The sequence below is a fragment of the Citrobacter sp. LST-B2 genome (genome assembly GCF_057983045.1).
The window spans coordinates 3,849,253-3,872,788 of record NZ_CP192598.1 but is presented as its reverse complement, the minus strand read 5'-3'; the positions used below and the strand labels follow the sequence as shown (position 1 = coordinate 3,872,788).

Genomic DNA, 23,536 nt, shown 5'->3' with positions numbered 1-23,536 from the left:
AAAATCAGATGCTTATAAATAAATGTCTGTGCGGTATCACAGTTTTAACCCAAATGATTTGGCTATTTTTGGTGGCTAAAATAGCTTTAAAGGGCAATTCGCTAACTCGAGTTAGCAATATCTGGCAACATATCGACGTGACGTAAACGTGTTTTCAGGAAGTATTCACATTCATGGTGACGCTCGCTCCCTGAGAATGCACTTCGCCTGATTCACTGCCTGCAGTTTCTGATTATTGAGGAAAGCAGCAATGTCCGAAACATTTTTACAGATGAATCATATTACCAAACGCTTTCCCGGCGTATTAGCGTTGAGTAATGTGAACTTTACTCTTCGCAAGGGCGAAGTGCATGCGCTATTAGGTGAAAATGGTGCAGGCAAATCCACGCTGATGAAAATTTTGTCCGGTGTTTATCAACCGGATGAAGGGGATATTATATTTGAGGGGAAGCCTGTGTCATTCAGCGATCCGCTCAGCGCGCAGAATGCCGGGATTACCATTATTCATCAGGAATTTAATCTCTTTCCTGAATTAACCGTGGAAGAGAATATCTTTATCGGCAGAGAGTTTTGTAAAAATAACCGTTGGCGGCTGGATGAAAAACAGCAGCGACAGGCGGCAACCGAGATTTTGCAGAAATTAAACCTGAATATTTCGCCAGAAACGTTGGTGTCAGACCTGACCGTGGCGCAACAGCAGATGGTGGAGATCGCGAAAGCGATATCCGTCAATGCCAAAATCCTGATTATGGACGAACCCACCGCGGCGCTGACGGAAACAGAAATAGAAAGCTTATTCCAGGTGACCCGCCTGCTTAAAGCGCAGGGGACCGGGATTGTCTACATCTCGCATCGCCTGGAAGAGTTAGCGCTGATTGCTGATCGAGCGACGGTTATGCGCGACGGTCAATACATTGATACCGTTGATTATGAAACCGTGAAGATCAGTGAGCTGATTGCGATGATGGTCGGGCGCGAACTGGGGAATATCTATCCTCGCCGGGAAGCGCGGACGCATCAGGAACCGGTGCTGGAGGTTAACGGCCTCACGCGCAAAGGCGTGCTCAATAACATCGACTTTACGTTGAACCGGGGCGAGATACTGGGTTTTGCCGGGTTGATGGGCGCCGGGCGTACGGAGCTGGCGCGCGCCATTTTTGGCGCCGACCCCATCGACAGTGGAACCATTAAGTTGAACGGTAAGACCATTGTGATAAAGGGGATTTCTGACGCCATTGCGCAAGGCATTAGCTATTTAACCGAAGACCGTAAAAAAGAGGGACTGGCGCTTAATCTGTCCGTTGAGCGCAATATTATGTTGGGAAATTACCCTGAATATGCCGACCGTTTTGGTCACGTTGATTCGAAACGCTGCCAGCAAACGAGTGAAGAGCAGGTCAGGACGCTCAGAATCAAAACGCCACACCTTGAACAGGCGGCCCTGAATTTGAGTGGGGGAAATCAGCAAAAAATTATTATTGCCCGTTGGGTGTGCAAAGATACCGATATTCTTATTTTTGATGAACCTACACGTGGAATTGATGTCGGCGCCAAGCTGGAAATCTATGAATTAATGAATCGCCTCGTGGCAAAAGGGAAATCGATCATTATGATTTCTTCGGAATTACCGGAGGTGCTGGGTATGTGCGATCGTATCTTAGTTATGCGCAGTGGTCGTATTACCGGAGAATTAACTGCTGATAACGCCACACAAGAAAAAATCATGCAATATGCGACGTTAGAGGATTAAATCATGACCATCTCTGTAACCTCTTCAGACAGCAATAATAAGAAAATAAAAATTAATAAAGAACTTTTAATGCGCCTTGCACCGCTTTTTAGTTTGATTATCCTGGTTGTCTTTTTCAGTTTCAGTTCGCCGTTTTTCTTTAATACCGAAAATATTATGACAATTGCGCTGCAAACGTCGGTTATCGGCATTATGGCCATTGGCGTAACGTTTGTGATTATCACCGCAGGGATCGACCTCTCTTTAGGATCGGTGGTGGCGTTTTCCGGCGTTGCGGTCGGCATCTGCGCGACGCTCGGATTGCCGTTGCCGGTCTGTATTTTGGCAGGCGTGCTGGCCGGAGGGTTGTGTGGCTACGTGAATGGTCTGCTGGTGACCAAAATGACGATTCCCCCGTTCATCGCCACGCTGGGTCTGATGATGTCCGTTCGGGGAATGAACATGGTGATGACGGATGGGCGCGCTATCTATTTCGCCGATTATCCCACCTTCAAATTGCTGGCGCAGGGGCGTTTATTCGATGTGCTGCCGTATCCCGTGTTTTATCTGGTGATTGTGGCGCTGGTCGCCGGCTACATCCTCAAGAAAACGGTAATTGGTCGCTATGTCTATGCCGTGGGCAGTAATGAAGTGGCGGCGCACCTTTCCGGGATCAACGTTCAGCGCGTCAAAATCTTTGTCTATGCCTTCTGCGGCCTGCTGACCGGCATTGCCGGGGTGATTCTGGCCTCGCGTCTAAACTCCGGTCAGCCAACGGTCGGCGTCGGTTATGAACTGGAAGCCATTGCCGCAGTGGTGATCGGCGGCACCAGTCTGATGGGCGGAATTGGCACTATCGGCGGCACCATCATCGGTGCATTCATTATGAGCGTATTGAAAAACGGCCTGAACCTGATGGGGGTCTCTCAGTTCTGGCAAATGGTCGCGATGGGCATTGTGGTCGTCGCCGCTGTCTACCTCGATACGTTACGCAAAAAGATTCGTTGATTTACGCTCCCGGCAGTCACGGGGAACACTGACCCTGACGTTAAGGGTGACACACTCACAACGGAGTACAACAATGAAAACCAGGCATTTTGTCTATGCGTTATCCCTGCTGGCGTGCATCACTTCCAGTGCGTTAGCGAAAGATTTAAACCTTCCGGTCATCAGTAAAGGTTTCCAGCATGAATTCTGGCAAACCGTGAAAATGGGGACGGAAGCGGCGGCGAAAGAGTTGGGCGATAAAACCAGCTATGTCGGACCTGCGGACGAAACTCAGATTGCGGAACAAATTCAGCTGGTTGAAAACGCCATGGCGCAAAAGCCGAACGGTCTGCTGCTGGCGGCGCTGGATGCCAATGCGCTTGCTCCGCTGGTGGAAACGGCGAATTCGCGTGGTATTAAGGTTGTCACCTTTGACTCCGGCGTAAACTCGGATATTCCGGTTAGCTTCGTGGCGACCAATAACCGCAAAGCGGGCGCTGAAGCTGCGGACGCGCTGGCGGCGCAAGTGAATAATAAAGGTAAAGTCGGCATTATCGCTCATGTCGCCGGGACGTCGTCAGCGATTGAACGCTCGGAAGGGTTCATTGCCCGCATGAAGGAAAAGTATCCGGATATCAAGGTGCTGCCCGTGCAGTACAGTGATGGCGATCCACAAAAAGCGATGGATAAGACCATTGATATGATTCAGGCCAACCCCGATCTGGCCGGGATTTATGGCACCAATGAAGGCTCAACGCTGGGCGTCGCCAACGCTATCGACAGTCAGAATCTGAAAGGGAAAGTGAAAGTCATTGGTTTTGACAGTACCGAAGCGATTATTCACTTCCTGAACACCGGTGTGATCCAGGGCTTTGTCGTCCAGGATGCTTATCAGATTGGTTACCAGGGGATTAAAACCCTGAATGCGGCACTGTCCGGGCAAACGGTCGCGAAAGAGATCGATATCCCGGTGAAATTTGTGAGCGCCCAGAACATCAATACGCCGGAAATAGACAAGTTGTTACATCCTTTCGGTAAGAAATAAACCGGCAGGGGGCGGTATCTTCGCCCCCCGCTTACTAGGTGAGATCAACGGCGTGCGCTTAACCGACTGATGCGGTAAGACAAAAGTGTAAAATGATTTTATGATTGTCAATTGACGCTTGGACGGTGACTGGGGCACATACATGGCTAAAACAGTAGAACAGATAGCCAGCGACCTGAATTTATCGGTGACAACCGTGAGACTGGTGCTAAACGGAAAAGCTGAACAGTATCGAATCAGCCTCAAAACGCAAACGCGTATTAATGAATATGTTGAGCGATATGGTTATGTGATTAACCATTCCGCCCGCAGCCTGAAGCTGAATAAAACGGATACGCTTGGCCTGATTGTTCCCAATATTTCTAACGTCTTCTTTGCCACATTGGCAGAGAAACTCGAGCAGCGCTGCCGCCGATCCGGTTATCAGCTGATGATTAGCTGTACTTATGATGATGTCGATTACGAAAACAAAATCACCAAGGCTTTAATTGCCCGTAATGTGGACGGTCTTTTTATTGTCCCGTCAACGTTAGAAAACCAGCAGCATCATTTACGTCAGGTGAGAAAACCGATGGTATTGCTGGACCGTGATTTTAAATACACGGATAACGCGCTGGTGGAAAGTCACAATATTTCAGGCGGTGAACATTTAACCCAAAGTTTGCTGGATGCTGAAAAGTTACCGGTCTGGTTTCTGGTGGGCGATACCGGTTTGCCCAGTATCAGCGACCGTCTGACGGGTTACCTGAATGCGCTCAGTAAAAAAGGGATTCATCATCGTGACTGGGTGCGCGAAGGGCCGGTGAACACCCCGGAAGGGGGATACCAGATCATGCAGGCTTTGATCGACGAAGCAGGATGTCCGCAGGCGTTTATCGCCTCGTCATTACCGGTGCTGGAAGGGGCAGTAAGAGCCATTCGTGACCGTTTTGGCGTTATTCCGCCCGAGATCAATATCGGTACGTTTGACGAACACCCGATGCTGGGATTCTTGTCCAATAACGTGTGGTCAATGCAGCAGGATGAGAACGCCTGGGCGGAAAAAGCGTTCACAATGATGCTCAACGCCATCGAAGATCGCCCTGTTCATGAGACGGTAAAAGTTGAAATGAAATTAATTAAGCGCTTAAGACAAAAATAATACGCGCGACAAAAAGAGTGTTATCAGTCATTGAACCGAGTACCCCGGAGAACTGAGATGGAAAGAACTCGTTTATCTCGAGAAATTATTGAAACCTGTCTTGAAATGACGCGCCTGGGATTAAACCAGGGGACGGCGGGAAATGTGAGCGCGCGTTATCAGGACGGTATGTTGATTACCCCGAGCGGCATTCCTTATGAACGTATGACCGAACAGATGATTGTCTACGTGGATAACGACGGCAAATACGAAGAGGGGAAATTACCGTCCAGCGAATGGCGCTTTCATCTGGCGGCTTATCAGACTCGCCCGGAAGCGAATGCTGTTGTGCATAACCACGCCATTCATTGTACCGCAGTGTCTATTCTCAACCGGCCGATCCCGGCCATCCACTATATGATTGCGGCGGCGGGAGGGAATTCCATTCCCTGCGCGCCCTACGCCACTTTTGGCACTCGCGAACTCTCAGAACATGTGGTCGTGGCGCTGAAAAATCGCAAAGCCACGCTGCTGCAACACCACGGTTTAATTGCCTGCGAGGAGAACCTGCAAAAGGCACTGTGGCTGGCGCACGAGGTGGAAGTGCTGGCGCAACTCTATATGAAGACGCTGGCGGTGATGGATCCGGTGCCGGTGTTATCCGATGAAGAAATCGCCGTAGTGCTCGAGAAGTTTAAAACCTACGGATTACGTATCGAAGAATAAGCGGTGCAGAGTCGTCGTGGTTTGTGTGCCGGGTCGGACGGTCTGCGCCATCCGGCCCGCAATTCTATCGTGCCAGACGCAACTGTTGCAGGTTTCCGTCAAGCTGCAAATCGGTTTGCAACCGTGCGATATCACGGCATAAGAATGCCATCTCCCGGTGAGCCTCCAGCTTCTTACGCCATTTTTCCGGCACTTCATCCAGATGTGCGTAGAGACCTTCCAGCGTCTGAAACTGCACCAACAGTTGGGTGGCGCTTTTCGGGCCAATACCGGCGACGCCGGGTACTTTTGAACTGCTGATCCCCGCCAGTCCCCAGTAATCCGGCAACTGCTGCGGTTGAACGCCAAACTCTTTTTCAATGAACGGCGCATCCAGCCAGCGTTTCTGAAAGTAATCGCGAATGCGTAACGTCGGAGAGAGCAACTGGCAATAGCCTTTGTCAGTCGACACGATAGTCGCCTGGTGGCCCGCTTGTGTGACTTTTACCGCCAGGGTTGCCGCCAAATCATCGGCTTCATTGCCGCTCGACACCCAACACGCGACGCCACACTGTTCAAAGGCCGTGCGCAGGGTGGGCATCTCATTGTGCAGTTCATCCGGCATCGGTGGACGACCGGCTTTGTAGTCCGGAAGACGCTGGTGACGCCATCCACTGTTACGCGCTTCATCATCAAACACCGCCACGGCGTGGGTGGGCTGGCTGTGGACAATCAGCTGGTCAAGCGCGTGCAGACAGGTCTCCACACAGGGCGAACCCTGAACGGCGTGGATCCGGCGAATTAAATTGAGTGCGTCGACGATGAGCAGATGGACAGCCACGGTGTTCTCCCTTACCAGTCAGCGTGTAGGGTAACATTCAGGACGGAAGCAGGCTATTGCAGGAGGCTAAAACGGGAAGAGGCCTCGCAAAATGAGGCCTCTGAGTGCACGATTAATCGCAGGTGACAATCTTCATGGCCAGGCCGCCGCGAGAGGTTTCGCGGTACTTGGCGTTCATGTCTTTACCGGTTTCGTACATGGTTTCGATGACTTTATCGAGACAAACGCGAGGTTCGCTGGTACGGCGCAGGGCCATACGTGCTGCGTTGACCGCCTTGACGGATGCAATGGCGTTACGCTCAATGCACGGTACCTGAACCTGTCCTGCAACTGGATCGCAGGTCAGACCGAGGTTGTGTTCCATACCGATTTCCGCAGCAATACACACCTGCATCGGACTGCCGCCCAGCAGTTCTGCCAGACCGGCCGCCGCCATCGAGCAGGCCACACCGACTTCGCCCTGACAGCCCACTTCCGCGCCGGAAATGGAGGCATTCATCTTGTACAGTGAGCCAATCGCACTGGCGACCAGCATGTAGCGAGCCAGCGAGTTAGCGTTCACTTCGCGGATGAATTTGTCGTAGTAGGCGAGCACGGCTGGCACGATACCACAGGCGCCGTTCGTCGGTGCAGTAACCACGCGTCCGCCAGCGGCGTTCTCTTCGTTTACCGCCAGAGCGAACATGTTGATCCAGTCAACGACCGCCATCGGATCGGTGGTGGTTTTGTCGCTGCTCACCAGCATACGACGCAGCGCTGCCGCACGGCGGGGAACGCGCAGTTTTCCAGGCAGAACGCCCTCGGTGGTGATGCTGCGCTCAATGCCGCTGCGCATTACCTCCCAGACGTTAGCAAAGTGCTGTTCCAGCTCTTCTTTGCTGTGTAATGCCAGTTCGTTTTGCATCATCAGACCGGAAAGGGAAAGTCCGGTTTCCTGACAGTGTTTTTGCAAATCGGCAGCCGATTTGTACGGATACGGTACGTTGACCGGCGCACTGTTCGGTAAACCGAAATGTTCTTCATCAACGATGAAACCACCGCCAATGGAGTAATAAGTCTGGCTGTAGAGGACGTTATCGCCCGCCAGCGCGGTAATGCGCATCCCGTTCTCGTGCAGAGACAGGTTATCGGCATGGAAATTCATGCACTTATCAACCGGGAATTCAACTTCATGCTGACCGTTCGCCAGCAGCAGTCGCCCGTGGGTGTTCACATCCTGGATGAAGCCCGGGATGGCGTCGATGTCGACGGTATCCGGCAGATTTCCCGCAAGACCCATGATAATCGCGATATCGGTGTGGTGGCCTTTACCCGTCAGCGACAGGGAGCCATACACATCCACCACCACGCGGGTGACATCCGTCAGAATATGGCGGGCAATCAGATCATCCGTGAATTGTTTGCCAGCTTTCATTGGTCCAACGGTGTGTGAACTGGAAGGGCCAATGCCGATTTTGAAAATATCGAATACGCTAATCATAGGGCATCCATTGCGGTTATATCAGGGAGGAAGCGCCGCCCGAAAGCGGCGCTAAACAACTTAGCTGAACAGGGAGTAGAAAATCGCGGAGATAGCAATCAGACCCATCACGACAACAAACACGTTGCTGATGTGACCGCTGTATTTACGCATTGCCGGTACTTTCTGGATTGCGTACATCGGCATCAGGAACAGGATCATCGCGATGATTGGACCACCCAGGGTTTCAATCATACCGAGGATGCTCGGGTTCAGGGTGGCGACAATCCAGGTCGTTACCAGCATGAACAGCGCAGTGATGCGGTTCAGTTTGTTGATTTCGATAGACTTGCCTTTACCACGCAGAGATTTGATGACCATCCCGTTGAAACCTTCACGTGCGCCCAGGTAGTGGCCGAGGAAGGATTTGGTGATAGCAATCATTGCGATGATCGGTGCCATCCAGGCGATGATCGGCGCATTAAAGTGGTTTGCCAGGTAAGACAGAATCGAGATGTTCTGCTCTTTCGCTGCCGCCAGATCCGCCGGAGTCAGACTCAGTACGCAACTGAAGACGAAGAACATCACCGTCAGCACCATCATGATGTGAGCGAATGCCAGAATCTTCGAGCATTTTTTCTCTGCCGCGTCGCCGTACTCTTCACGCTTCGCTACTGCGAAAGAAGAGATAATCGGAGAGTGGTTGAAAGAGAACACCATCACCGGAATTGCCAGCCACAGGGTCATCCACAAACCGTTGCCGGTCGTAGCCGCAGAATCAAAGGACAGGGTTTCCAGCGCAGCACCGCTCCACTGTGGGATCAGGTACAGTGCCAGCAGCATCAGTGCAGCGACAAACGGGAACACCAGGATGCTCATTGCCTTCACGATCATCTGCTCACCGAAGCGAACGATAGTCATCATCCCGACAATCAGGATCAGCGACAGGATCGCACGCGGTGGCGGGGTGATGGATAACTGGTGAGTCAGGAAGCTCTCAACCGTGTTGGTGATCGCGACACTATAGACCAACAGAATCGGGTAAATCGCGAAGAAGTACAGCAGGGTAATCAGTTTACCCGCGCCGATACCAAAGTGCTCTTCAACTACTTCTGTGATGTCTTCACCCGGATTTTTGCCGGACAGCACAAAGCGAGTCAGACCACGGTGGGCGAAGAAGGTCATCGGGAAGGCGAGGATTGCCATGATGATCAGTGGGATCATCCCACCGACACCTGCGTTGATTGGCAGGAACAATACGCCCGCACCGATAGCCGTGCCATAAAGGCCCAGCATCCACATGGTATCGGTCTTGCGCCATGCGCTTCGTGATTCAGTCGAAGCAATTGTGCTGGTTTGAATGGTTTCCATCTATTTCTCCTGGAGGAAGCTAAAAATCAGGAAAATGTTCCTGACCGTAAAACGAAATTCTTGCAGCGACGATTTTTATAAAATTTTTAACCGTAGTAATTTGCGGGCAGAAAGATACATTTAACTAATGAATCTATCAGTGATCGCGATCTCAAATGCAATAATCCACTTCTAATGTGGATATTTTTGGATCATTGGTCTGTTAAAAAAACATCACAGCGAATTTACGCGTGCGAAGGCTAGCATTAACAACATATTGACAGAAAGGATTGCCAGACAGATGCGGAGGTTACGTTGTAAAAAGCGATCTTTATAGTGGTTTGTGGTGACTAATTTAAATTCTGGATGATAAAACGCGGTTGCATTAGCGAGGTAATCGTTTGCGTAGCGATATTTTTTGTATGATGTATTAGCAGGCTTAATAAAGTGAACGTGTTATCTCATTGGTAATTATAGAAAAACCGGAAGGGCTATTCGCCGCTCCCGGTCCATGAAACGCTTTTCGCGTCAGGCGCAAATTTCGTAGCAGGGGATATAGGCGGTGCCTGGCAGCTTCATACGGTGCTGCGCAACAAAACCTTGCAGGAGATCGTCCATGCGACGCATCATTTCACTGTCGCCGTGGATTTTGTATGGCCCAAACTCTTCAATGGCGCGGATACCCACTTCCTTAACGTTACCCGCTACAATGCCGGAGAAGGCGCGACGCAGGTCTGCCGCCAGTACCTCAACCGGTTGGTCAGGGTACAGCTTCAGGTTGGCCATGTTCTCGTGGGACGGTTCGAACGGCATTTGCAGATCCGGCGTGATACGAATCGACCAGTTGAAGCTGTAGGCATCACCGGTATCACGACGGTTCTCTTTCACCAGCGGCATCGCTTTTTTCATCAGGCGCGCCACTTCTGCTGCGTCATCAATGATAATGCGGTAATGCGTGCGCGCGGCTTCTCCCAGCGTATGCACGATGAACTCATCCAGCACGCGGAAGTAATCAGCGCTCTCTTTCGGGCCGGTGAGGATGAGCGGTAGAACCTGATCTTTGTTCGCCGGATTCATCAGGATCCCCAATAGATACAGTAACTCTTCCGCTGTACCGACACCGCCCGGGAAGATGATAATGCCGTGGGCGATACGCACGAAGGCTTCCAGACGTTTTTCAATGTCCGGCATAATGATCAGTTCGTTAACCAGCGGGTTCGGTGGTTCAGCGGCGATAATCGACGGCTCAGTCATCCCAATAAAACGGCTGTCTTTATAACGCTGTTGCGCATGGCCCACCGCGGCACCTTTCATCGGCGCTTCCATTGCGCCAGGCCCGCAACCGGTACAGATGTTCAGCTCGCGCAAACCTAACTGTGTCCCGACGCGTCGGGCGTACAGGTATTCGTTTTCATTAATCGAGTGGCCGCCCCAGCAAACCACCATGTTTGGCGCTTCGCCCACGTGCAGCGCTCTGGCATTACGCAAAATAGAGAACACCAGGTTAGTAATGTGCACGGAGCTTTCGAGATCCAGATGCTGGAAACGGCCCGCGTTATGAATCTGCCCGTTAACAAACAGAATATCGCGCAGCACGGCAAACAAGTTCGCCTGCAGTGCGCGAATGATACGGCCATCGACGAAGGCATCTTCTGGCGGGTTGATCAGTTCCAGCTTCACGCCGCGTTCGCGACGCAGCACGTTAATGTCGAAACTTTCAAAGCGGGACAGCAGCTCTTTGCTGTTGTCAGTCAGACTGCCGGAGTTTAAAACGGCAAGCGAACAGTTACGAAACAGTTGATACAGGTCGCTGCTGGCCGTGCGTTTAAGCATATCGACTTCCAGTTGCGACAACATGTCCATTGAGCCAAGCGGGCTAATATGTGTAATCAAGTAAACTCCTTATGGGACGCAAAACGTCATTCCCTGTAGAGTACAATAGCCCTGGCTTATGACCTTTCACAACCTTACGCGTGGAATCCGACCCGCAAAATTGTGAAATAATTCACTGTCGAACTAATCTGCCGGTTGCCGGAACGAAGTCGGTGTTGCTCCGCCATGGGTTAATATCCAGACCACCACGGCGCGTATAGCGTGCATAAACGCTCAGTTTTTCCGGCTGACAGAAGCGTAGCAGGTCGTTGAAAATGCGTTCTACGCACTGCTCGTGAAACTCGTTATGATGGCGGAAAGAGATCAGATAACGGAGTAGTTTTTCGCGATCGATCTTGCGTCCGCGATACTGAATTTGTATGGAGCCCCAGTCCGGCTGATGGGTGATCAGACAGTTTGATTTCAACAGATGACTCACCAGCGTCTCTTCTACCACTTTTTCACCGCTGGTGGCGGACTGCAGATAATCGGTAGTGAACTGGTAGTTATCGATGTCAATGTCCTGATCATCAATGCAGGTGCCGTGAAAATGCGCGACCGGCTGTCCTTCCAGCTCATCGAGACGGTATAGCGCAACGGTCACTTTCCCTTCAGCACAGGCGCGCAAATCGTTTTCCAGCGTCTGTTGTACCGCTTCCCAGGAGTCAAACCGCGTCTGGTTAAAACTGTTCAGATACAGCTTAAAGCTTTTGGATTCAATCAAATTGAGGCTGGTGTAATCCAGTTCCACATGACCCACCGCCACCTGTGGTAATCCCCTGGCATTCAGCCATGACAGTTCATACAGCGTCCAGATATCGGCACCGTGAAACGGCAGGCTGTCAGCTTTTAGACCCAGCGGGTCGCGATTCAGACTGCGAGGCACGCCCTGTAACAGGCTGGGGTCGTAAATATCCCGGTAATCCGTTGATTTACCGAGCGTCAGGCCATCAAGAGCCTGATGGTTTTCATAAGAAGACATGTTTCACCGTCATAAACCAGATACACTATGCGCCAAGTGTATCCTGGCTTTTATGAAGAGAGAAACCGGTGGACGAACAGACAGCTTTAGCCCTGAAGGATTTTACGGCGCGTTACTGTGACGCATGGCATGCAAAAAACGGCAGTTGGCCGATGAGCGAAGAACTGTATGGCGTGCCTTCTCCCTGCATTATCTCGACTACCCGTGATGCCGTGTACTGGCAACCGCAGCCGTTTGAAGGTGAACAGAATGTAAACGCGGTTGAACGCGCCTTCGATATTGTGGTACAACCTGCGCTTCACGCATTTTATACCACGCAGTTTGCCGGGGATATGCGCGCGCAGTCAGGCAGCGAAACGCTGACGCTGTTGCAAACCTGGAGCGAGGATGATTTCAGACGGGTTCAGGAGAACCTGATTGGTCATCTGGTGACGCAGAAACGTTTGAAACTGTCGCCGACCCTTTTTATTGCCACACTGGACAATGAACTGGAGGTCATTTCGCTCTGCAATCTGTCGGGGGAAGTGATCAAAGAAACGCTGGGAACCCGTAATCGTTCCGTCCTGGCCCCTTCTCTTGCGGATTTCCTTACGCACCTTAATCCTCTTCTGTAATCCATTTCACTCATGAATATGTGAGAGATCTCTTACAAGCCCTGTAGGAGATCGCCAGGTAGTAAATGAAGATATCACGAAGTAAAAATGGCTAATAACCTAATAAATCATCGAGTTAATGATTTTATGTCAACTTTCATATGAAATTTTCCTTAAGGCATTGCCTGTAAGCATCTTGTAAGACGGCGTGAAAAAGGCGATTCTATGTACGTCGACAGGGAGTCGCACAACGAAGTGAACATCAGGATGATGACACTTCAGCAGGACACACCAGGACGGTGTTACAGGGAAAGGCTTCAGGATGAAGTGAAGAGGATAACGCGGGAATGCGTTAAAGGACACCTCCAGGAAGGAGAACGAGAGCCGGTCAGGATAGTCGGTGGGTCAGGATGGCCAGGATGCTTCAGGATGAAGTAATCACATCGGGGTGGTGTGAGCAGGATGCAAAATGTTCAGGATGAACAACAGGTCGCAAGACCAGAGGAAAAGTTGTCACGGATGAGCAGGGAGCACAAAAAGTAGCTGGAATGCTGCGAAACGAACCGGGAGCACTGTTTTTACAGTGCTCCCTTTTTTTGCTTCTCATTTTACTGGTGGTATCCTTCGCGCCAGATTTTTCATCATTGAGGTGACTTTCATGACGACTCATGACCGTGTGCGTCAGCAGCTTCATGCACTTGAAGCGTTGCTGCGTGAGCATCAACACTGGCGGATGGATGAACCCGAAGCCCACCTGTTTACCAGCACCCAACCGTTTTGTATGGATACGATGGAACCCATTGAGTGGCTGCAATGGGTCCTTATCCCCCGCATGCATGCGCTACTGGACAGTGCGCAACCGCTGCCCGAGGCGTTTGCCGTCGCACCTTATTACGAAATGGCGCTGACCGCCGATCATCCGCAGCGCGAAATCCTGCTGGAGGCGTTGCAGGCGCTGGATGCGCTTTTTGCGCAAGATAAATCCTGATGCTGGAAATTCTGTATCAGGATGAATGGCTGGTTGCGGTCAACAAGCCTTCCGGCTGGCTGGTGCACCGCAGCTGGCTGGATCGAGACGAAAAAGTGGTGGTGATGCAGACCGTGCGTGACCAGATTGGTCAGCATGTGTTTACCGCGCATCGCCTCGACAGACCAACATCCGGCGTCCTGCTGATGGGCTTATCCAGTGAAGCCGGACGCCGTCTCGCGCAGCAGTTTGAGCAACACCAGATCCATAAGCGCTATCACGCCATTGTCCGTGGTTGGTTAATGGAAGAGGCGGTACTCGATTATCCGCTGGTGGAGGAACTGGATAAAATCGCCGACAAGTTTGCCCGCGAAAACAAAGACCCACAGCCTGCGGTAACTCATTACCGTGGCCTCGCCACCGTTGAAATGCCCGTGGCAACCGGGCGTTATCCGACGACTCGTTACGGACTGGTGGAACTGGATCCGCAAACGGGACGCAAGCATCAGCTCAGACGTCATCTGGCGCACCTGCGCCATCCGATTATTGGCGACAGCAAGCATGGCGATTTGCGGCAGAACCGCAGTGCAGCGGAACATTTTGGCTGCAACCGACTGATGCTGCATGCCAGCCAGCTTTCGCTGACTCATCCGTTTACCGGTGAACCGTTGACGATTCATGCCGGGCTGGATACGGTCTGGATGCAGGCGCTATCACAGTTTGGCTGGCAGGGACTTCTCCCTGATAATGAAAGGGTTGAGTTAAGTGAGCCAGCAGGTCAGGATGAACGCATACGTTCTTCATTCAGGGAGTAATTAAGCATGGCGGAAATCGGGATTTTTGTCGGGACAATGTACGGTAACGCGCTACTGGTGGCCGAAGAGGCCGAAGCGATCCTGACGGCCCAGGGGCACAATGCGACTGTTTTTGAAGATCCTGAACTGACGGACTGGCAGAAATATCAGGATAAAATCGCGCTGGTGGTCACCTCAACGACCGGGCAGGGCGATTTACCTGACAGCATTGTGCCGTTGTTTCAGGGAATCAAAGACCAACTGGGTTTCCAGCCAAATCTGCGTTACGGCGTGATTGCGTTAGGCGACAGCAGCTACGTCAATTTCTGTAATGGCGGTAAACAGTTTGATGCCCTGTTACAGGAGCAAAGCGCGCAGCGCGTGGGGGAAATGTTGTTGATTGATGCCAGTGAGCACCCGGAGCCCGAAAGCGAATCCAATCCCTGGGTTGAACATTGGGGCACACTCTTATCCTGAGAGTGAACCCTCCCCCTACCGGGAGGGGCTCTCTTATGGTGCCAGGCACGGGAACAACCTGATGCTATGCTACCCATACTGAATCGAGTTAGCCTCGGGCAAACGCCCCTAAATACCCTCAACATAGAAGGGTTTTTAGGGGCGTTTTCATAGGGTCAAGCGACCTGTTTCACACTCCTGTCTTTTCCACGTAAGTCCCACGCGATTTCCGTTACAGGTTTTCAATTCCGTGAAGTCGCTTCCATCACCCTGGGCTTTTGCCATAAACATAAGTGATACATCCCCTAAATGTTGGGTTCTTGCACGGTGAGCAAGAACCGGGTGCTTTTTATACTTCTCCTGCCAGTTATAAAAAATGCAGTTAGCAAGGTGAACGACCTAATAAAAGCTGCAATAAAAAACACGAAACGTCACCTCTGATCCCCTACCAGTTGTGCTGTTCAGAGTGAGCGTGACTAACGCGAAAATTCAGGAGTGCAACAATGAGTTCATTAAGTCAGGCTGCGAGCGGTGCGGAAAAACGCACCAATGCCCGCTACTGGATAGTGGTGATGTTGTTTATCGTCACCTCCTTCAACTATGGCGACCGCGCCACCTTATCCATTGCCGGTTCGGAGATGGCCAAAGATATTGGTCTGGATCCGGTCGGTATGGGTTACGTTTTCTCTGCGTTCTCATGGGCCTATGTTATCGGGCAGATCCCGGGCGGCTGGCTGCTGGACCGTTTTGGTTCCAAACGCGTTTACTTCTGGTCCATCTTCATTTGGTCCATGTTTACCCTGTTACAGGGCTTCGTCGATATCTTCAGCGGATTCGGCATTATCGTCGCGCTGTTTACCTTGCGCTTCCTCGTCGGTCTGGCGGAAGCGCCATCCTTCCCCGGCAACAGTCGCATCGTCGCGGCCTGGTTCCCGGCACAGGAGAGGGGAACGGCGGTCGCAATCTTTAACTCTGCGCAGTACTTTGCCACCGTTATTTTTGCCCCAATCATGGGCTGGCTGACGCACGAAGTGGGTTGGTCGCATGTGTTCTTCTTTATGGGCGGCCTTGGGATTGTCATCAGCTTTATCTGGCTGAAAGTGATCCACGAGCCAAACCAGCATCCGGGCGTGAACAAGAAAGAGCTGGAATACATTGCAGAAGGCGGTGCGCTGATCAACATGGATCAGAAAGACACCAAAGCCAAAGTGCCGCTCAGCGTGAAATGGGGACAGGTCAAGCAGTTGCTGGGTTCCCGCATGATGATCGGTGTGTATATCGGTCAGTACTGCATTAACGCGCTGACCTACTTCTTTATCACCTGGTTCCCGGTTTATCTGGTACAGGCTCGCGGTATGTCGATCCTGAAAGCGGGCTTTGTGGCCTCGGTTCCTGCGGTGTGTGGATTTATCGGCGGGGTGCTGGGCGGCATTATCTCCGACTGGCTGATGCGTCGGACCGGCTCACTGAACATTGCGCGTAAAACGCCTATCGTGATGGGGATGTTGTTGTCGATGGTGATGGTGTTCTGTAACTACGTCAACGTCGAGTGGATGATCATCGGTTTCATGGCGCTGGCGTTCTTTGGTAAGGGCATCGGTGCCCTGGGCTGGGCGGTGATGGCTGATACGGCGCCGAAAGAGATCAGCGGCCTGAGCGGGGGTCTGTTCAACATGTTCGGCAACATCTCTGGCATCGTGACACCCATTGCCATTGGCTACATCGTTGGCACGACCGGCTCCTTCAACGGTGCGCTGATTTATGTGGGCGTGCATGCGTTGATCGCGGTACTGAGCTACCTGGTGCTGGTGGGGGATATTAAACGTATCGAACTGAAACCGGTCGCAGGACAACTATCATGACGACACAATCCAGCCCCGTTATCACGGACATGAAGGTCATTCCGGTCGCCGGACATGACAGTATGCTCCTCAACATTGGCGGTGCGCATAACGCGTATTTTACCCGCAATATCGTGGTACTAACCGATAACGCCGGGAACACCGGCGTCGGTGAAGCGCCGGGCGGAGAGGTTATCTACCAGACGCTGGTTGATGCCATTCCGATGGTGCTCGGTCAGGAAGTGGCCCGACTGAATAAAGTGGTCCAGCAGGTCCACAAAGGCAATCAGGCCGCTGACTTTGATACGTTTGGCAAAGGCGCCTGGACATTCGAACTGCGTGTCAATGCGGTGGCCGCGCTGGAAGCCGCGCTGCTTGATCTGCTGGGCAAGGCGCTCAACGTGCCGGTCTGCGAACTGTTAGGGCCAGGCAAGCAGCGTGATGCAGTGACCGTGCTCGGTTATCTTTTCTACGTGGGCGACAGAACCAAAACCGATCTGCCTTATCTGGAGACCACACCGGGCAACCACGACTGGTATCACCTGCGCCATCAGGAAGCACTCAACAGCGATGCCGTGGTGCGTCTGGCGGAAGCTTCGCAGGATCGCTACGGTTTTAAAGATTTCAAACTCAAAGGCGGCGTGCTGCCAGGTGAGCAAGAGATCGATACCGCTCGCGCGCTGAAAAAGCGATTCCCGGATGCGCGTATTACCGTTGATCCCAACGGTGCCTGGCTGCTTGAAGAGGCGATCACGCTGTGCAAAGGGTTGAACGATGTGCTCACTTACGCAGAAGATCCGTGTGGCGCCGAGCAGGGCTTTTCCGGGCGCGAAGTGATGGCCGAATTCCGTCGCGCCACGGGATTGCCGGTGGCGACGAACATGATCGCCACTAACTGGCGCGAAATGGGCCATGCGGTAATGCTGAATGCCGTTGATATCCCGCTTGCCGATCCGCATTTCTGGACGCTTTCCGGTGCGGTACGTGTGGCACAGTTGTGCGACGACTGGGGGCTGACCTGGGGCTGCCACTCTAACAACCACTTCGATATTTCACTGGCGATGTTTACCCACGTTGGCGCGGCAGCGCCGGGTAAACCGACCGCCATCGACACGCACTGGATCTGGCAGGAGGGCGATTGCCGCCTGACGAAAAATCCTCTTGAGATTAAAAACGGAAAAATTGCTGTCCCTCACGCGCCTGGACTGGGTGTTGAACTGGACTGGGATCAGGTGCAGAAGGCGCATGACGCTTACAAAAAACTGCCAGGCGGTGCGCGAAATGACGCCGGTCCGATGCAGTACCTGATCCCCGGCTGGACTTTTGACCGTAAACGTCCCGTTTTCGGCCGTCACTGACTTGTATAAGGACTCAACAATGAACGCACAATTTACTACTCCTGTTGTAACGGCAATGCAGGTTATTCCGGTTGCGGGCCACGACAGTATGCTGATGAACCTGAGCGGAGCACATGCCCCGTTCTTCACGCGTAATATTGTGATTATCAAAGATAATTCCGGTCATACTGGCGTGGGTGAAATCCCCGGTGGCGAAAAAATCCGTAAGACGCTGGAAGACGCGATCCCGCTGGTGGTGGGTAAACAGCTTGGTGAGTACAAAAACGTGCTGAATGCGGTGCGCAATACTTTTGCCGATCGTGACTCAGGCGGCCGCGGTCTGCAAACGTTTGACCTGCGTACCACCATCCACGTAGTCACCGGCATTGAAGCTGCGCTGCTGGATCTGCTGGGACAACATCTGGGCGTAAACGTGGCGTCTTTGCTGGGGGACGGTCAACAGCGTAGCGAAGTAGAAATGCTCGGCTATCTGTTCTTCGTCGGTAACCGCAAAGCCACACCGCTGCCGTATCAGAGCCAGCCGGATGAGCAATGCGACTGGTATCGTCTGCGTCATGAAGAAGCGATGACACCCGATGCGGTCGTCCGTCTGGCAGAAGCGGCGTATGAAAAATACGGTTTCAATGACTTCAAACTGAAAGGCGGCGTGCTGGCTGGGGAAGAAGAGGCGGAGTCGATTGTGGCGCTGGCAAAACGCTTCCCACAGGCGCGCGTCACGCTGGATCCTAACGGTGCCTGGTCACTGAATGAAGCGATCAAAATCGGTAAATACCTGAAAGGTTCGCTGGCCTACGCGGAAGATCCGTGTGGTGCTGAGCAGGGCTTCTCGGGTCGTGAGGTGATGGCGGAGTTCCGTCGCGCCACCGGTCTGCCGACCGCGACCAATATGATCGCCACCGACTGGCGTCAGATGGGCCATACGCTGTCATTACAGTCGGTGGATATCCCGCTGGCTGACCCGCACTTCTGGACGATGCAGGGTTCTGTGCGCGTCGCGCAGATGTGCCATGAGTTCGGTCTGACCTGGGGTTCACACTCCAATAACCACTTTGACATTTCGTTGGCGATGTTTACCCATGTGGCTGCGGCGGCGCCGGGCAAGATCACGGCGATCGACACTCACTGGATCTGGCAGGAAGGCAACCAGCGTCTGACCAAAGCGCCGTTTGAAATTAAAGGCGGTATGGTGCAGGTACCGGCGAAACCGGGTCTGGGCGTTGAACTGGATATGGACCAGGTAATGAAAGCTCACGAGCTGTATCAGAAGCATGGTCTGGGCGCGCGTGATGACGCGATGGGGATGCAGTATCTGATCCCGAACTGGACGTTCGATAACAAACGTCCATGCATGGTTCGTTAAGATGTCGACCGGTCCCAAAAGGACCGGTTATTTTTTATTGGTAAACCGGGTGTATGCTTAGCTGAGTCAACATGCGTAAGGACGGCTTATGAAAATAGTGATCGCACCGGACTCGTATAAGGAAAGTTTGAGTGCTCTCGAGGTGGCGAACGCCATTGAGCAAGGTTTTCGTGAAATCTGGCCCGATGCGGATTACGTAAAACTTCCGGTTGCTGATGGCGGTGAAGGAACGGTTGAAGCCATGGTGGCGGCGACGGCGGGACGCATTGTTGATGTCGACGTCACGGGTCCGCTGGGGAAAACCGTCACCGCGTTTTTCGGCTTATCCGGCGACGAGCGCACGGCTTTCATTGAGATGGCGGCAGCCAGCGGCCTGGAGCAGGTGCCTGTCGCGTTACGCGATCCATTAAAGACAACCTCCTGGGGAACCGGGGAGTTGATTCGTCATGCGCTGGATGCTGGCGTAGATCATATTATTATCGGGCTCGGCGGCAGTGCGACCAACGACGGCGGTGCGGGCATGGTGCAGGCGTTGGGGGCAAAATTGCTCGATGCCCGGCAGAATGAAATTGGTAAGGGCGGAGCAGCGCTCGATGCGCTTACACGGATCGATATCAGCCAGTTGGATCCGCGTCTTGCCGCATGCCGTATTGAAGTCGCGTGTGATGTGACTAACCCGCTGACTGGTAAAGAGGGGGCGTCAGCGGTGTTTGGCCCACAGAAAGGGGCGACGGTAGAGACGATCGATCGTCTGGATACGGCACTGGTGCATTATGCGCAGATTATCGCCCGCGATCTGGAGGTGGATGTCCTTGAACTGGCTGGCGGTGGTGCGGCAGGCGGTATGGGCGCGGCGCTGTATGCGTTTTGCGGTGCGCAACTGCGACGCGGAATTGAGATAGTCACCGATGCGCTACAACTGGATGCGTGCGTTGCGGATGCCAATCTGGTGGTGACCGGCGAAGGGCGCATGGATAGCCAGACGATCCACGGTAAAGTTCCGGTAGGAGTGGCGAAGGTGGCAAAGCGCTACCACAAACCGGTGATCGGTATTGCCGGCAGCCTGACGGCCGATGTCGGCATCGTCCATGAACATGGGCTGGATGCCGTCTTTAGCGTGATTTATACCATCTGTACGCTGGACGATGCGTTGAAGAACGCCGCAGAGAACGTGCGCATGACCGCGCGCAACGTCGCGGCGACGCTCAAAATGGGACAGACGCTACGCTGATCGACAGGCCGGATGGCGCGCTGCCTGTCCGGCCTACAATAGCCATTTTCGCGCTTCACGCGCCACGTTATCCATCTCGTCCAGCAGTTCCAGAAACTCGGGTTCCAGATCTTCTTCTGGCGTCCCTTCGCGTAACTGGCTTTCCAGCAACTGACACAAATTCTTCATGCGCGGTACGCCGCTATAACCGCAACTGCCATGCAGCTTATGAATCAAATCGATTAATCCTTGTGGATTTTCCCCTACCAACTGCTCTTCGATTTTATTACGCACTTCCGGCAGAAAATCGATCAGCATTTGCAGCATATCGCGTGCCAGATCGGGTTTTCCGGCGGCCTGGCGTAGCGCCAGTTGCCAGTCCAGCGTGGCATTTGGGTTGAAAACCGGTTCGATCGGTTCAGCGCTAAGCCGGCGTGTCGGAACACTTGCGCCTGGTTTGTAGCGTTGCAGCAGATTAAACAGCTTCTCTTCTTCGATCGGTTTTGCCAGATAGTCATTCATTCCGGCACTCAGCAATTTCTCTTTCTGGCCTGCCATCGCGTGCGCGGTGACGGCGATCACCGGGGTTTGCTGTTGATGAGGAAGCTGGTGGATCAGTTCGCAAGCCCGAATGCCATCCATGTCCGGCATCTGAATATCCATCAGGATCAGATCAAATTGCATCTGCTTCGCGCGATCGACCGCCTGTTGGCCGCTATCACACAGCTCAACATGTTGAACCAGATCGTCCAGCAGTGCGCCGATCAGCTTCAGGTTGGCTGGATTATCATCAACCGCCATAACCGTCATGGCAATTTTGCTTTCGTCTGAGACCAGCGCGCTTTCGGGGTGATTCTGACGACACAAATCCACCAGCGCGGGCAGCAGACGCGTGGAGGTCAGGGGTTTTAGCAGACAACTTGCCACACCGTCCTGTTTGAGTTTCTCGGCGTTCACCTGAGCGTGGCACGGCAGCGCCAGCATCAGGAATTCGGTCATTTTGGTTGCCTGAATCAGCCGCTCGTGCTGCATTGTCAGCGGCTCTTTGAAGGTGACGGCAACGCCAAGCAGCATAAAGTCGTAGTGCTCAACGGCCAGTGCGGAAAACGTTGGGCTATAAATCACCTCCAGCGGCGTTTCGCTAAGAATATCCAGCGTACACTGCGCGGCAGCGGCATTTGGCTCGATGTAGGCAATACGTTTACCCACCAGGCAGGTGGTCGCCGGGCCATCCTTAATCACATTCGGATTCAGATCGAGATTGATGTGGAACCAGAAGGTTGAGCCGCGATTCGGCTGGCTGTGGAAGGAGATATCACCGCCCATCTCGTTAACCAGCTTCTGCGTGATCACCAGCCCCAGTCCGGTACCGCCGTGGCGACGGGAAATACTGGCATCGGCCTGACGGAAAGCCTGGAACAGGCGTGACTGGTCGCGCTCGGGGATACCGATGCCGGTATCGCGGATCTGCACTTCGATCTGCACTTTGGTGTTACTCAGCGAACGCTTTTCCACCAGAATGTCGATGTTGCCGCTCTCGGTGAATTTAATCGCGTTACCGACCAGATTAGTGATGACCTGCTGTAAACGCAGCGGGTCGCCAATCACGTTATCCGGTACGTCATTCTTAATATTGAGCGTCAGCTCCAGCCCTTTGTCGTGCGACGAATGCGCCAGCAGCGTCACCACTTCATCGAGCGTATTGCGCAGGGCAAAGGGAATGCTTTCGAGAATAAGTTTACCCGCTTCCAGCTTAGAGAAATCGAGAACGTCGTTGATGATTGCCAGCAGGTTATTTGCCGAACGCTCGATGGTATTCAGGTGGTCGCGCTGGGTGGTATTCAGCTCGGTTTTCAGCGTCAGGCGCGTAAAGCCGATCACGCCGTTCAGCGGGGTACGCAGCTCATGGGACATGTTGGCCAAAAATTCAGACTTGATGCGCGCGGCTTCCTGCGCACGCTTTTTCGCGAGATCCAGCTCGACGTTCTGGATCTCCATCTGCTCGAGCGTTTCACGCAAATCGGAGGTCGCCTGATCGATATTGTGCTGCATCTCTTCGTGATAGGCCGCGAGCGACATGGCCATTGAGTTAATGCCGTTTTTCAACACATCCAGCTCGCCGAGCATAAAGCCCTCCACGCGGCTGTCGAGTTGCCCCCGGCGGATGCGGTCAACCGTATTGACCATGTTGCGAATCGGCCCTGTCACATCGCGCATCAGACGCCAGCCAAAGATCAGCGCAATGCCGATACAAAACAGCATCATGACGGAAGAAATGAAGATTTCTTTATACTGTTGTAAGCGGACCGACTTGAGATCGAGTTCAAGCGCCACATATCCCAACATATTACCCGCGTTTTTCGCATCAGTGGCCGGGGATTCGTCAAGCGAATAGCTTTCTGAAATGATCGGCGTGCGCAGGATTAAAATATCGCCCTGACCCTGAACGCTCAGTCGGCGCGGAAACGGTGAGCCCGGAGGCAGTTGCATTTCCGACGGATTGAGATTGAAATTCGAGGTGACGAAGAGGTGATTGTTCTCGTCGTAGACCGAAATCGCCCGCACAATCTCTGAGTGGCGGCGATGCAAAACGCTAATGAGCTGGCCGATGGATTCGCGGTTTTGCAGGTTCATACCGTATTCGGTAGAGACCGCGAGAGGCTCGATGATACTGGCACCGGCATCTTCCAGTTGACGCTGCAAGTCGTGGTAGCGATGCACAACGAAAAAGATACTAAGCAGTAAACCGATAAGCACGGTCGGGGCCAGGATCAGAATCATCATGCGAGCGCGCAGGCTGTAGTTGGTCATGGAGTTCCGTTATGGGACAATTAGGGTCACACTGTTAAATTGAGAATATTCTCGTC

The 23,536-nt window shown here is 52.9% G+C and carries 19 protein-coding genes; 13 read left to right on the top strand and 6 right to left on the bottom strand.

Annotation, left to right across the window (positions count from 1 at the left end):
* The first annotated feature begins 250 nt into the window (after positions 1-250).
* The 5 genes from ACQ0PY_RS18655 (at position 251) to fucA (ending at position 5,607) form a co-directional block, all read left to right on the top strand.
* Entirely contained in the window at positions 251-1,750 is a 1,500-nt protein-coding gene (locus ACQ0PY_RS18655) for a sugar ABC transporter ATP-binding protein (RefSeq protein ID WP_042999495.1), read from the top strand.
* A gap of 3 nt (positions 1,751-1,753) precedes the next feature.
* Positions 1,754-2,737, top strand: coding sequence for an ABC transporter permease (locus tag ACQ0PY_RS18650; RefSeq protein WP_044254230.1), 984 nt, complete (start codon positions 1,754-1,756; stop codon positions 2,735-2,737).
* Between the two features lie 73 nt (positions 2,738-2,810).
* Positions 2,811-3,761, top strand: a complete 951-nt coding sequence (locus tag ACQ0PY_RS18645) for an ABC transporter substrate-binding protein (protein WP_042999497.1) — start codon at positions 2,811-2,813, stop codon at positions 3,759-3,761.
* 142 nt (positions 3,762-3,903) lie between these two features.
* A complete protein-coding gene (locus ACQ0PY_RS18640; protein WP_042999498.1) occupies positions 3,904-4,902 on the top strand; it encodes a LacI family DNA-binding transcriptional regulator in 999 nt (332 codons plus the stop codon).
* Between the two features lie 57 nt (positions 4,903-4,959).
* A complete protein-coding gene (fucA, locus tag ACQ0PY_RS18635; RefSeq protein WP_044264281.1) occupies positions 4,960-5,607 on the top strand; it encodes an L-fuculose-phosphate aldolase in 648 nt (215 codons plus the stop codon).
* A gap of 64 nt (positions 5,608-5,671) precedes the next feature.
* Here the strand turns inward: fucA and xni are convergent, their stop codons facing one another.
* From xni to queF, 5 genes are all read right to left on the bottom strand, one after another.
* Entirely contained in the window at positions 5,672-6,427 is a 756-nt protein-coding gene (gene xni, locus ACQ0PY_RS18630) for a flap endonuclease Xni (protein ID WP_042999500.1), read from the bottom strand.
* 112 nt (positions 6,428-6,539) lie between these two features.
* Complete coding sequence (gene sdaB / locus ACQ0PY_RS18625) at positions 6,540-7,907, bottom strand: L-serine ammonia-lyase II (protein WP_446894171.1); 1,368 nt, start codon at positions 7,905-7,907, stop codon at positions 6,540-6,542.
* Positions 7,908-7,967: 60 nt separating this feature from the next.
* Positions 7,968-9,257, bottom strand: a complete 1,290-nt coding sequence (gene sdaC, locus ACQ0PY_RS18620; protein WP_042999502.1) for an HAAAP family serine/threonine permease SdaC — start codon at positions 9,255-9,257, stop codon at positions 7,968-7,970.
* Between the two features lie 507 nt (positions 9,258-9,764).
* Positions 9,765-11,129 (bottom strand): nucleotide 5'-monophosphate nucleosidase PpnN, encoded by a 1,365-nt coding sequence (gene ppnN, locus ACQ0PY_RS18615; RefSeq protein ID WP_044264278.1) that lies wholly within the window; start codon positions 11,127-11,129, stop codon positions 9,765-9,767.
* Between the two features lie 112 nt (positions 11,130-11,241).
* Positions 11,242-12,090 (bottom strand): NADPH-dependent 7-cyano-7-deazaguanine reductase QueF, encoded by an 849-nt coding sequence (gene queF / locus ACQ0PY_RS18610; RefSeq protein WP_044264277.1) that lies wholly within the window; start codon positions 12,088-12,090, stop codon positions 11,242-11,244.
* 68 nt (positions 12,091-12,158) lie between these two features.
* Between queF and syd the strand changes: the two genes are divergently transcribed.
* The 8 genes from syd to ACQ0PY_RS18570 all read left to right on the top strand — a co-directional run bounded on the left by syd (position 12,159) and on the right by ACQ0PY_RS18570 (position 20,690).
* Complete coding sequence (gene syd / locus ACQ0PY_RS18605) at positions 12,159-12,704, top strand: SecY-interacting protein (protein WP_044328608.1); 546 nt, start codon at positions 12,159-12,161, stop codon at positions 12,702-12,704.
* Positions 12,705-13,341: 637 nt separating this feature from the next.
* Complete coding sequence (locus ACQ0PY_RS18600) at positions 13,342-13,671, top strand: YqcC family protein (RefSeq protein ID WP_042999506.1); 330 nt, start codon at positions 13,342-13,344, stop codon at positions 13,669-13,671.
* Entirely contained in the window at positions 13,671-14,465 is a 795-nt protein-coding gene (gene truC, locus ACQ0PY_RS18595; protein WP_042999507.1) for a tRNA pseudouridine(65) synthase TruC, read from the top strand. Before ACQ0PY_RS18600 ends, truC begins: the two co-directional genes overlap by 1 nt.
* A gap of 6 nt (positions 14,466-14,471) precedes the next feature.
* The gene (locus tag ACQ0PY_RS18590) at positions 14,472-14,921 is read left to right on the top strand and encodes a flavodoxin (RefSeq protein WP_042999508.1); all 450 of its coding nucleotides are present in this window, start codon (positions 14,472-14,474) and stop codon (positions 14,919-14,921) included.
* A gap of 482 nt (positions 14,922-15,403) precedes the next feature.
* Positions 15,404-16,762 carry a galactarate/glucarate/glycerate transporter GudP gene (gudP, locus tag ACQ0PY_RS18585; protein WP_042999509.1) on the top strand — a complete coding sequence of 453 codons (1,359 nt, stop codon included), beginning with the start codon at positions 15,404-15,406 and terminating at the stop codon, positions 16,760-16,762.
* Entirely contained in the window at positions 16,759-18,099 is a 1,341-nt protein-coding gene (locus ACQ0PY_RS18580; RefSeq protein WP_042999510.1) for an enolase C-terminal domain-like protein, read from the top strand. Before gudP ends, ACQ0PY_RS18580 begins: the two co-directional genes overlap by 4 nt.
* 19 nt (positions 18,100-18,118) lie before the next feature.
* A complete protein-coding gene (gudD, locus tag ACQ0PY_RS18575; RefSeq protein WP_044254254.1) occupies positions 18,119-19,459 on the top strand; it encodes a glucarate dehydratase in 1,341 nt (446 codons plus the stop codon).
* An 88-nt stretch (positions 19,460-19,547) separates the two neighbouring features.
* On the top strand, positions 19,548-20,690 hold the full coding sequence (locus ACQ0PY_RS18570) for a glycerate kinase (RefSeq protein WP_109739429.1): 1,143 nt from the start codon (positions 19,548-19,550) through the stop codon (positions 20,688-20,690).
* Between the two features lie 33 nt (positions 20,691-20,723).
* Here the strand turns inward: ACQ0PY_RS18570 and barA are convergent, their stop codons facing one another.
* Positions 20,724-23,480: a two-component sensor histidine kinase BarA gene (gene barA, locus ACQ0PY_RS18565; protein WP_044264274.1), complete on the bottom strand. Its 2,757-nt coding sequence runs from the start codon at positions 23,478-23,480 to the stop codon at positions 20,724-20,726.
* Between the last annotated feature and the right edge of the window lie 56 nt (positions 23,481-23,536).

Coding starts and splice junctions, on each gene's coding strand:
- ACQ0PY_RS18640 (WP_042999498.1), top strand. CDS start 3,904: ATGGCTAAAACAGTAGAACAGATAGCCAGCGACCTGAATTTATCGGTG.
- ACQ0PY_RS18570 (WP_109739429.1), top strand. CDS start 19,548: ATGAAAATAGTGATCGCACCGGACTCGTATAAGGAAAGTTTGAGTGCT.
- ACQ0PY_RS18650 (WP_044254230.1), top strand. CDS start 1,754: ATGACCATCTCTGTAACCTCTTCAGACAGCAATAATAAGAAAATAAAA.
- ACQ0PY_RS18645 (WP_042999497.1), top strand. CDS start 2,811: ATGAAAACCAGGCATTTTGTCTATGCGTTATCCCTGCTGGCGTGCATC.
- ACQ0PY_RS18580 (WP_042999510.1), top strand. CDS start 16,759: ATGACGACACAATCCAGCCCCGTTATCACGGACATGAAGGTCATTCCG.
- barA (WP_044264274.1), bottom strand. CDS start 23,480: ATGACCAACTACAGCCTGCGCGCTCGCATGATGATTCTGATCCTGGCC.
- gudD (WP_044254254.1), top strand. CDS start 18,119: ATGAACGCACAATTTACTACTCCTGTTGTAACGGCAATGCAGGTTATT.
- ACQ0PY_RS18590 (WP_042999508.1), top strand. CDS start 14,472: ATGGCGGAAATCGGGATTTTTGTCGGGACAATGTACGGTAACGCGCTA.
- ACQ0PY_RS18600 (WP_042999506.1), top strand. CDS start 13,342: ATGACGACTCATGACCGTGTGCGTCAGCAGCTTCATGCACTTGAAGCG.
- truC (WP_042999507.1), top strand. CDS start 13,671: ATGCTGGAAATTCTGTATCAGGATGAATGGCTGGTTGCGGTCAACAAG.
- ACQ0PY_RS18655 (WP_042999495.1), top strand. CDS start 251: ATGTCCGAAACATTTTTACAGATGAATCATATTACCAAACGCTTTCCC.
- sdaB (WP_446894171.1), bottom strand. CDS start 7,907: ATGATTAGCGTATTCGATATTTTCAAAATCGGCATTGGCCCTTCCAGT.
- fucA (WP_044264281.1), top strand. CDS start 4,960: ATGGAAAGAACTCGTTTATCTCGAGAAATTATTGAAACCTGTCTTGAA.
- sdaC (WP_042999502.1), bottom strand. CDS start 9,257: ATGGAAACCATTCAAACCAGCACAATTGCTTCGACTGAATCACGAAGC.
- gudP (WP_042999509.1), top strand. CDS start 15,404: ATGAGTTCATTAAGTCAGGCTGCGAGCGGTGCGGAAAAACGCACCAAT.
- queF (WP_044264277.1), bottom strand. CDS start 12,090: ATGTCTTCTTATGAAAACCATCAGGCTCTTGATGGCCTGACGCTCGGT.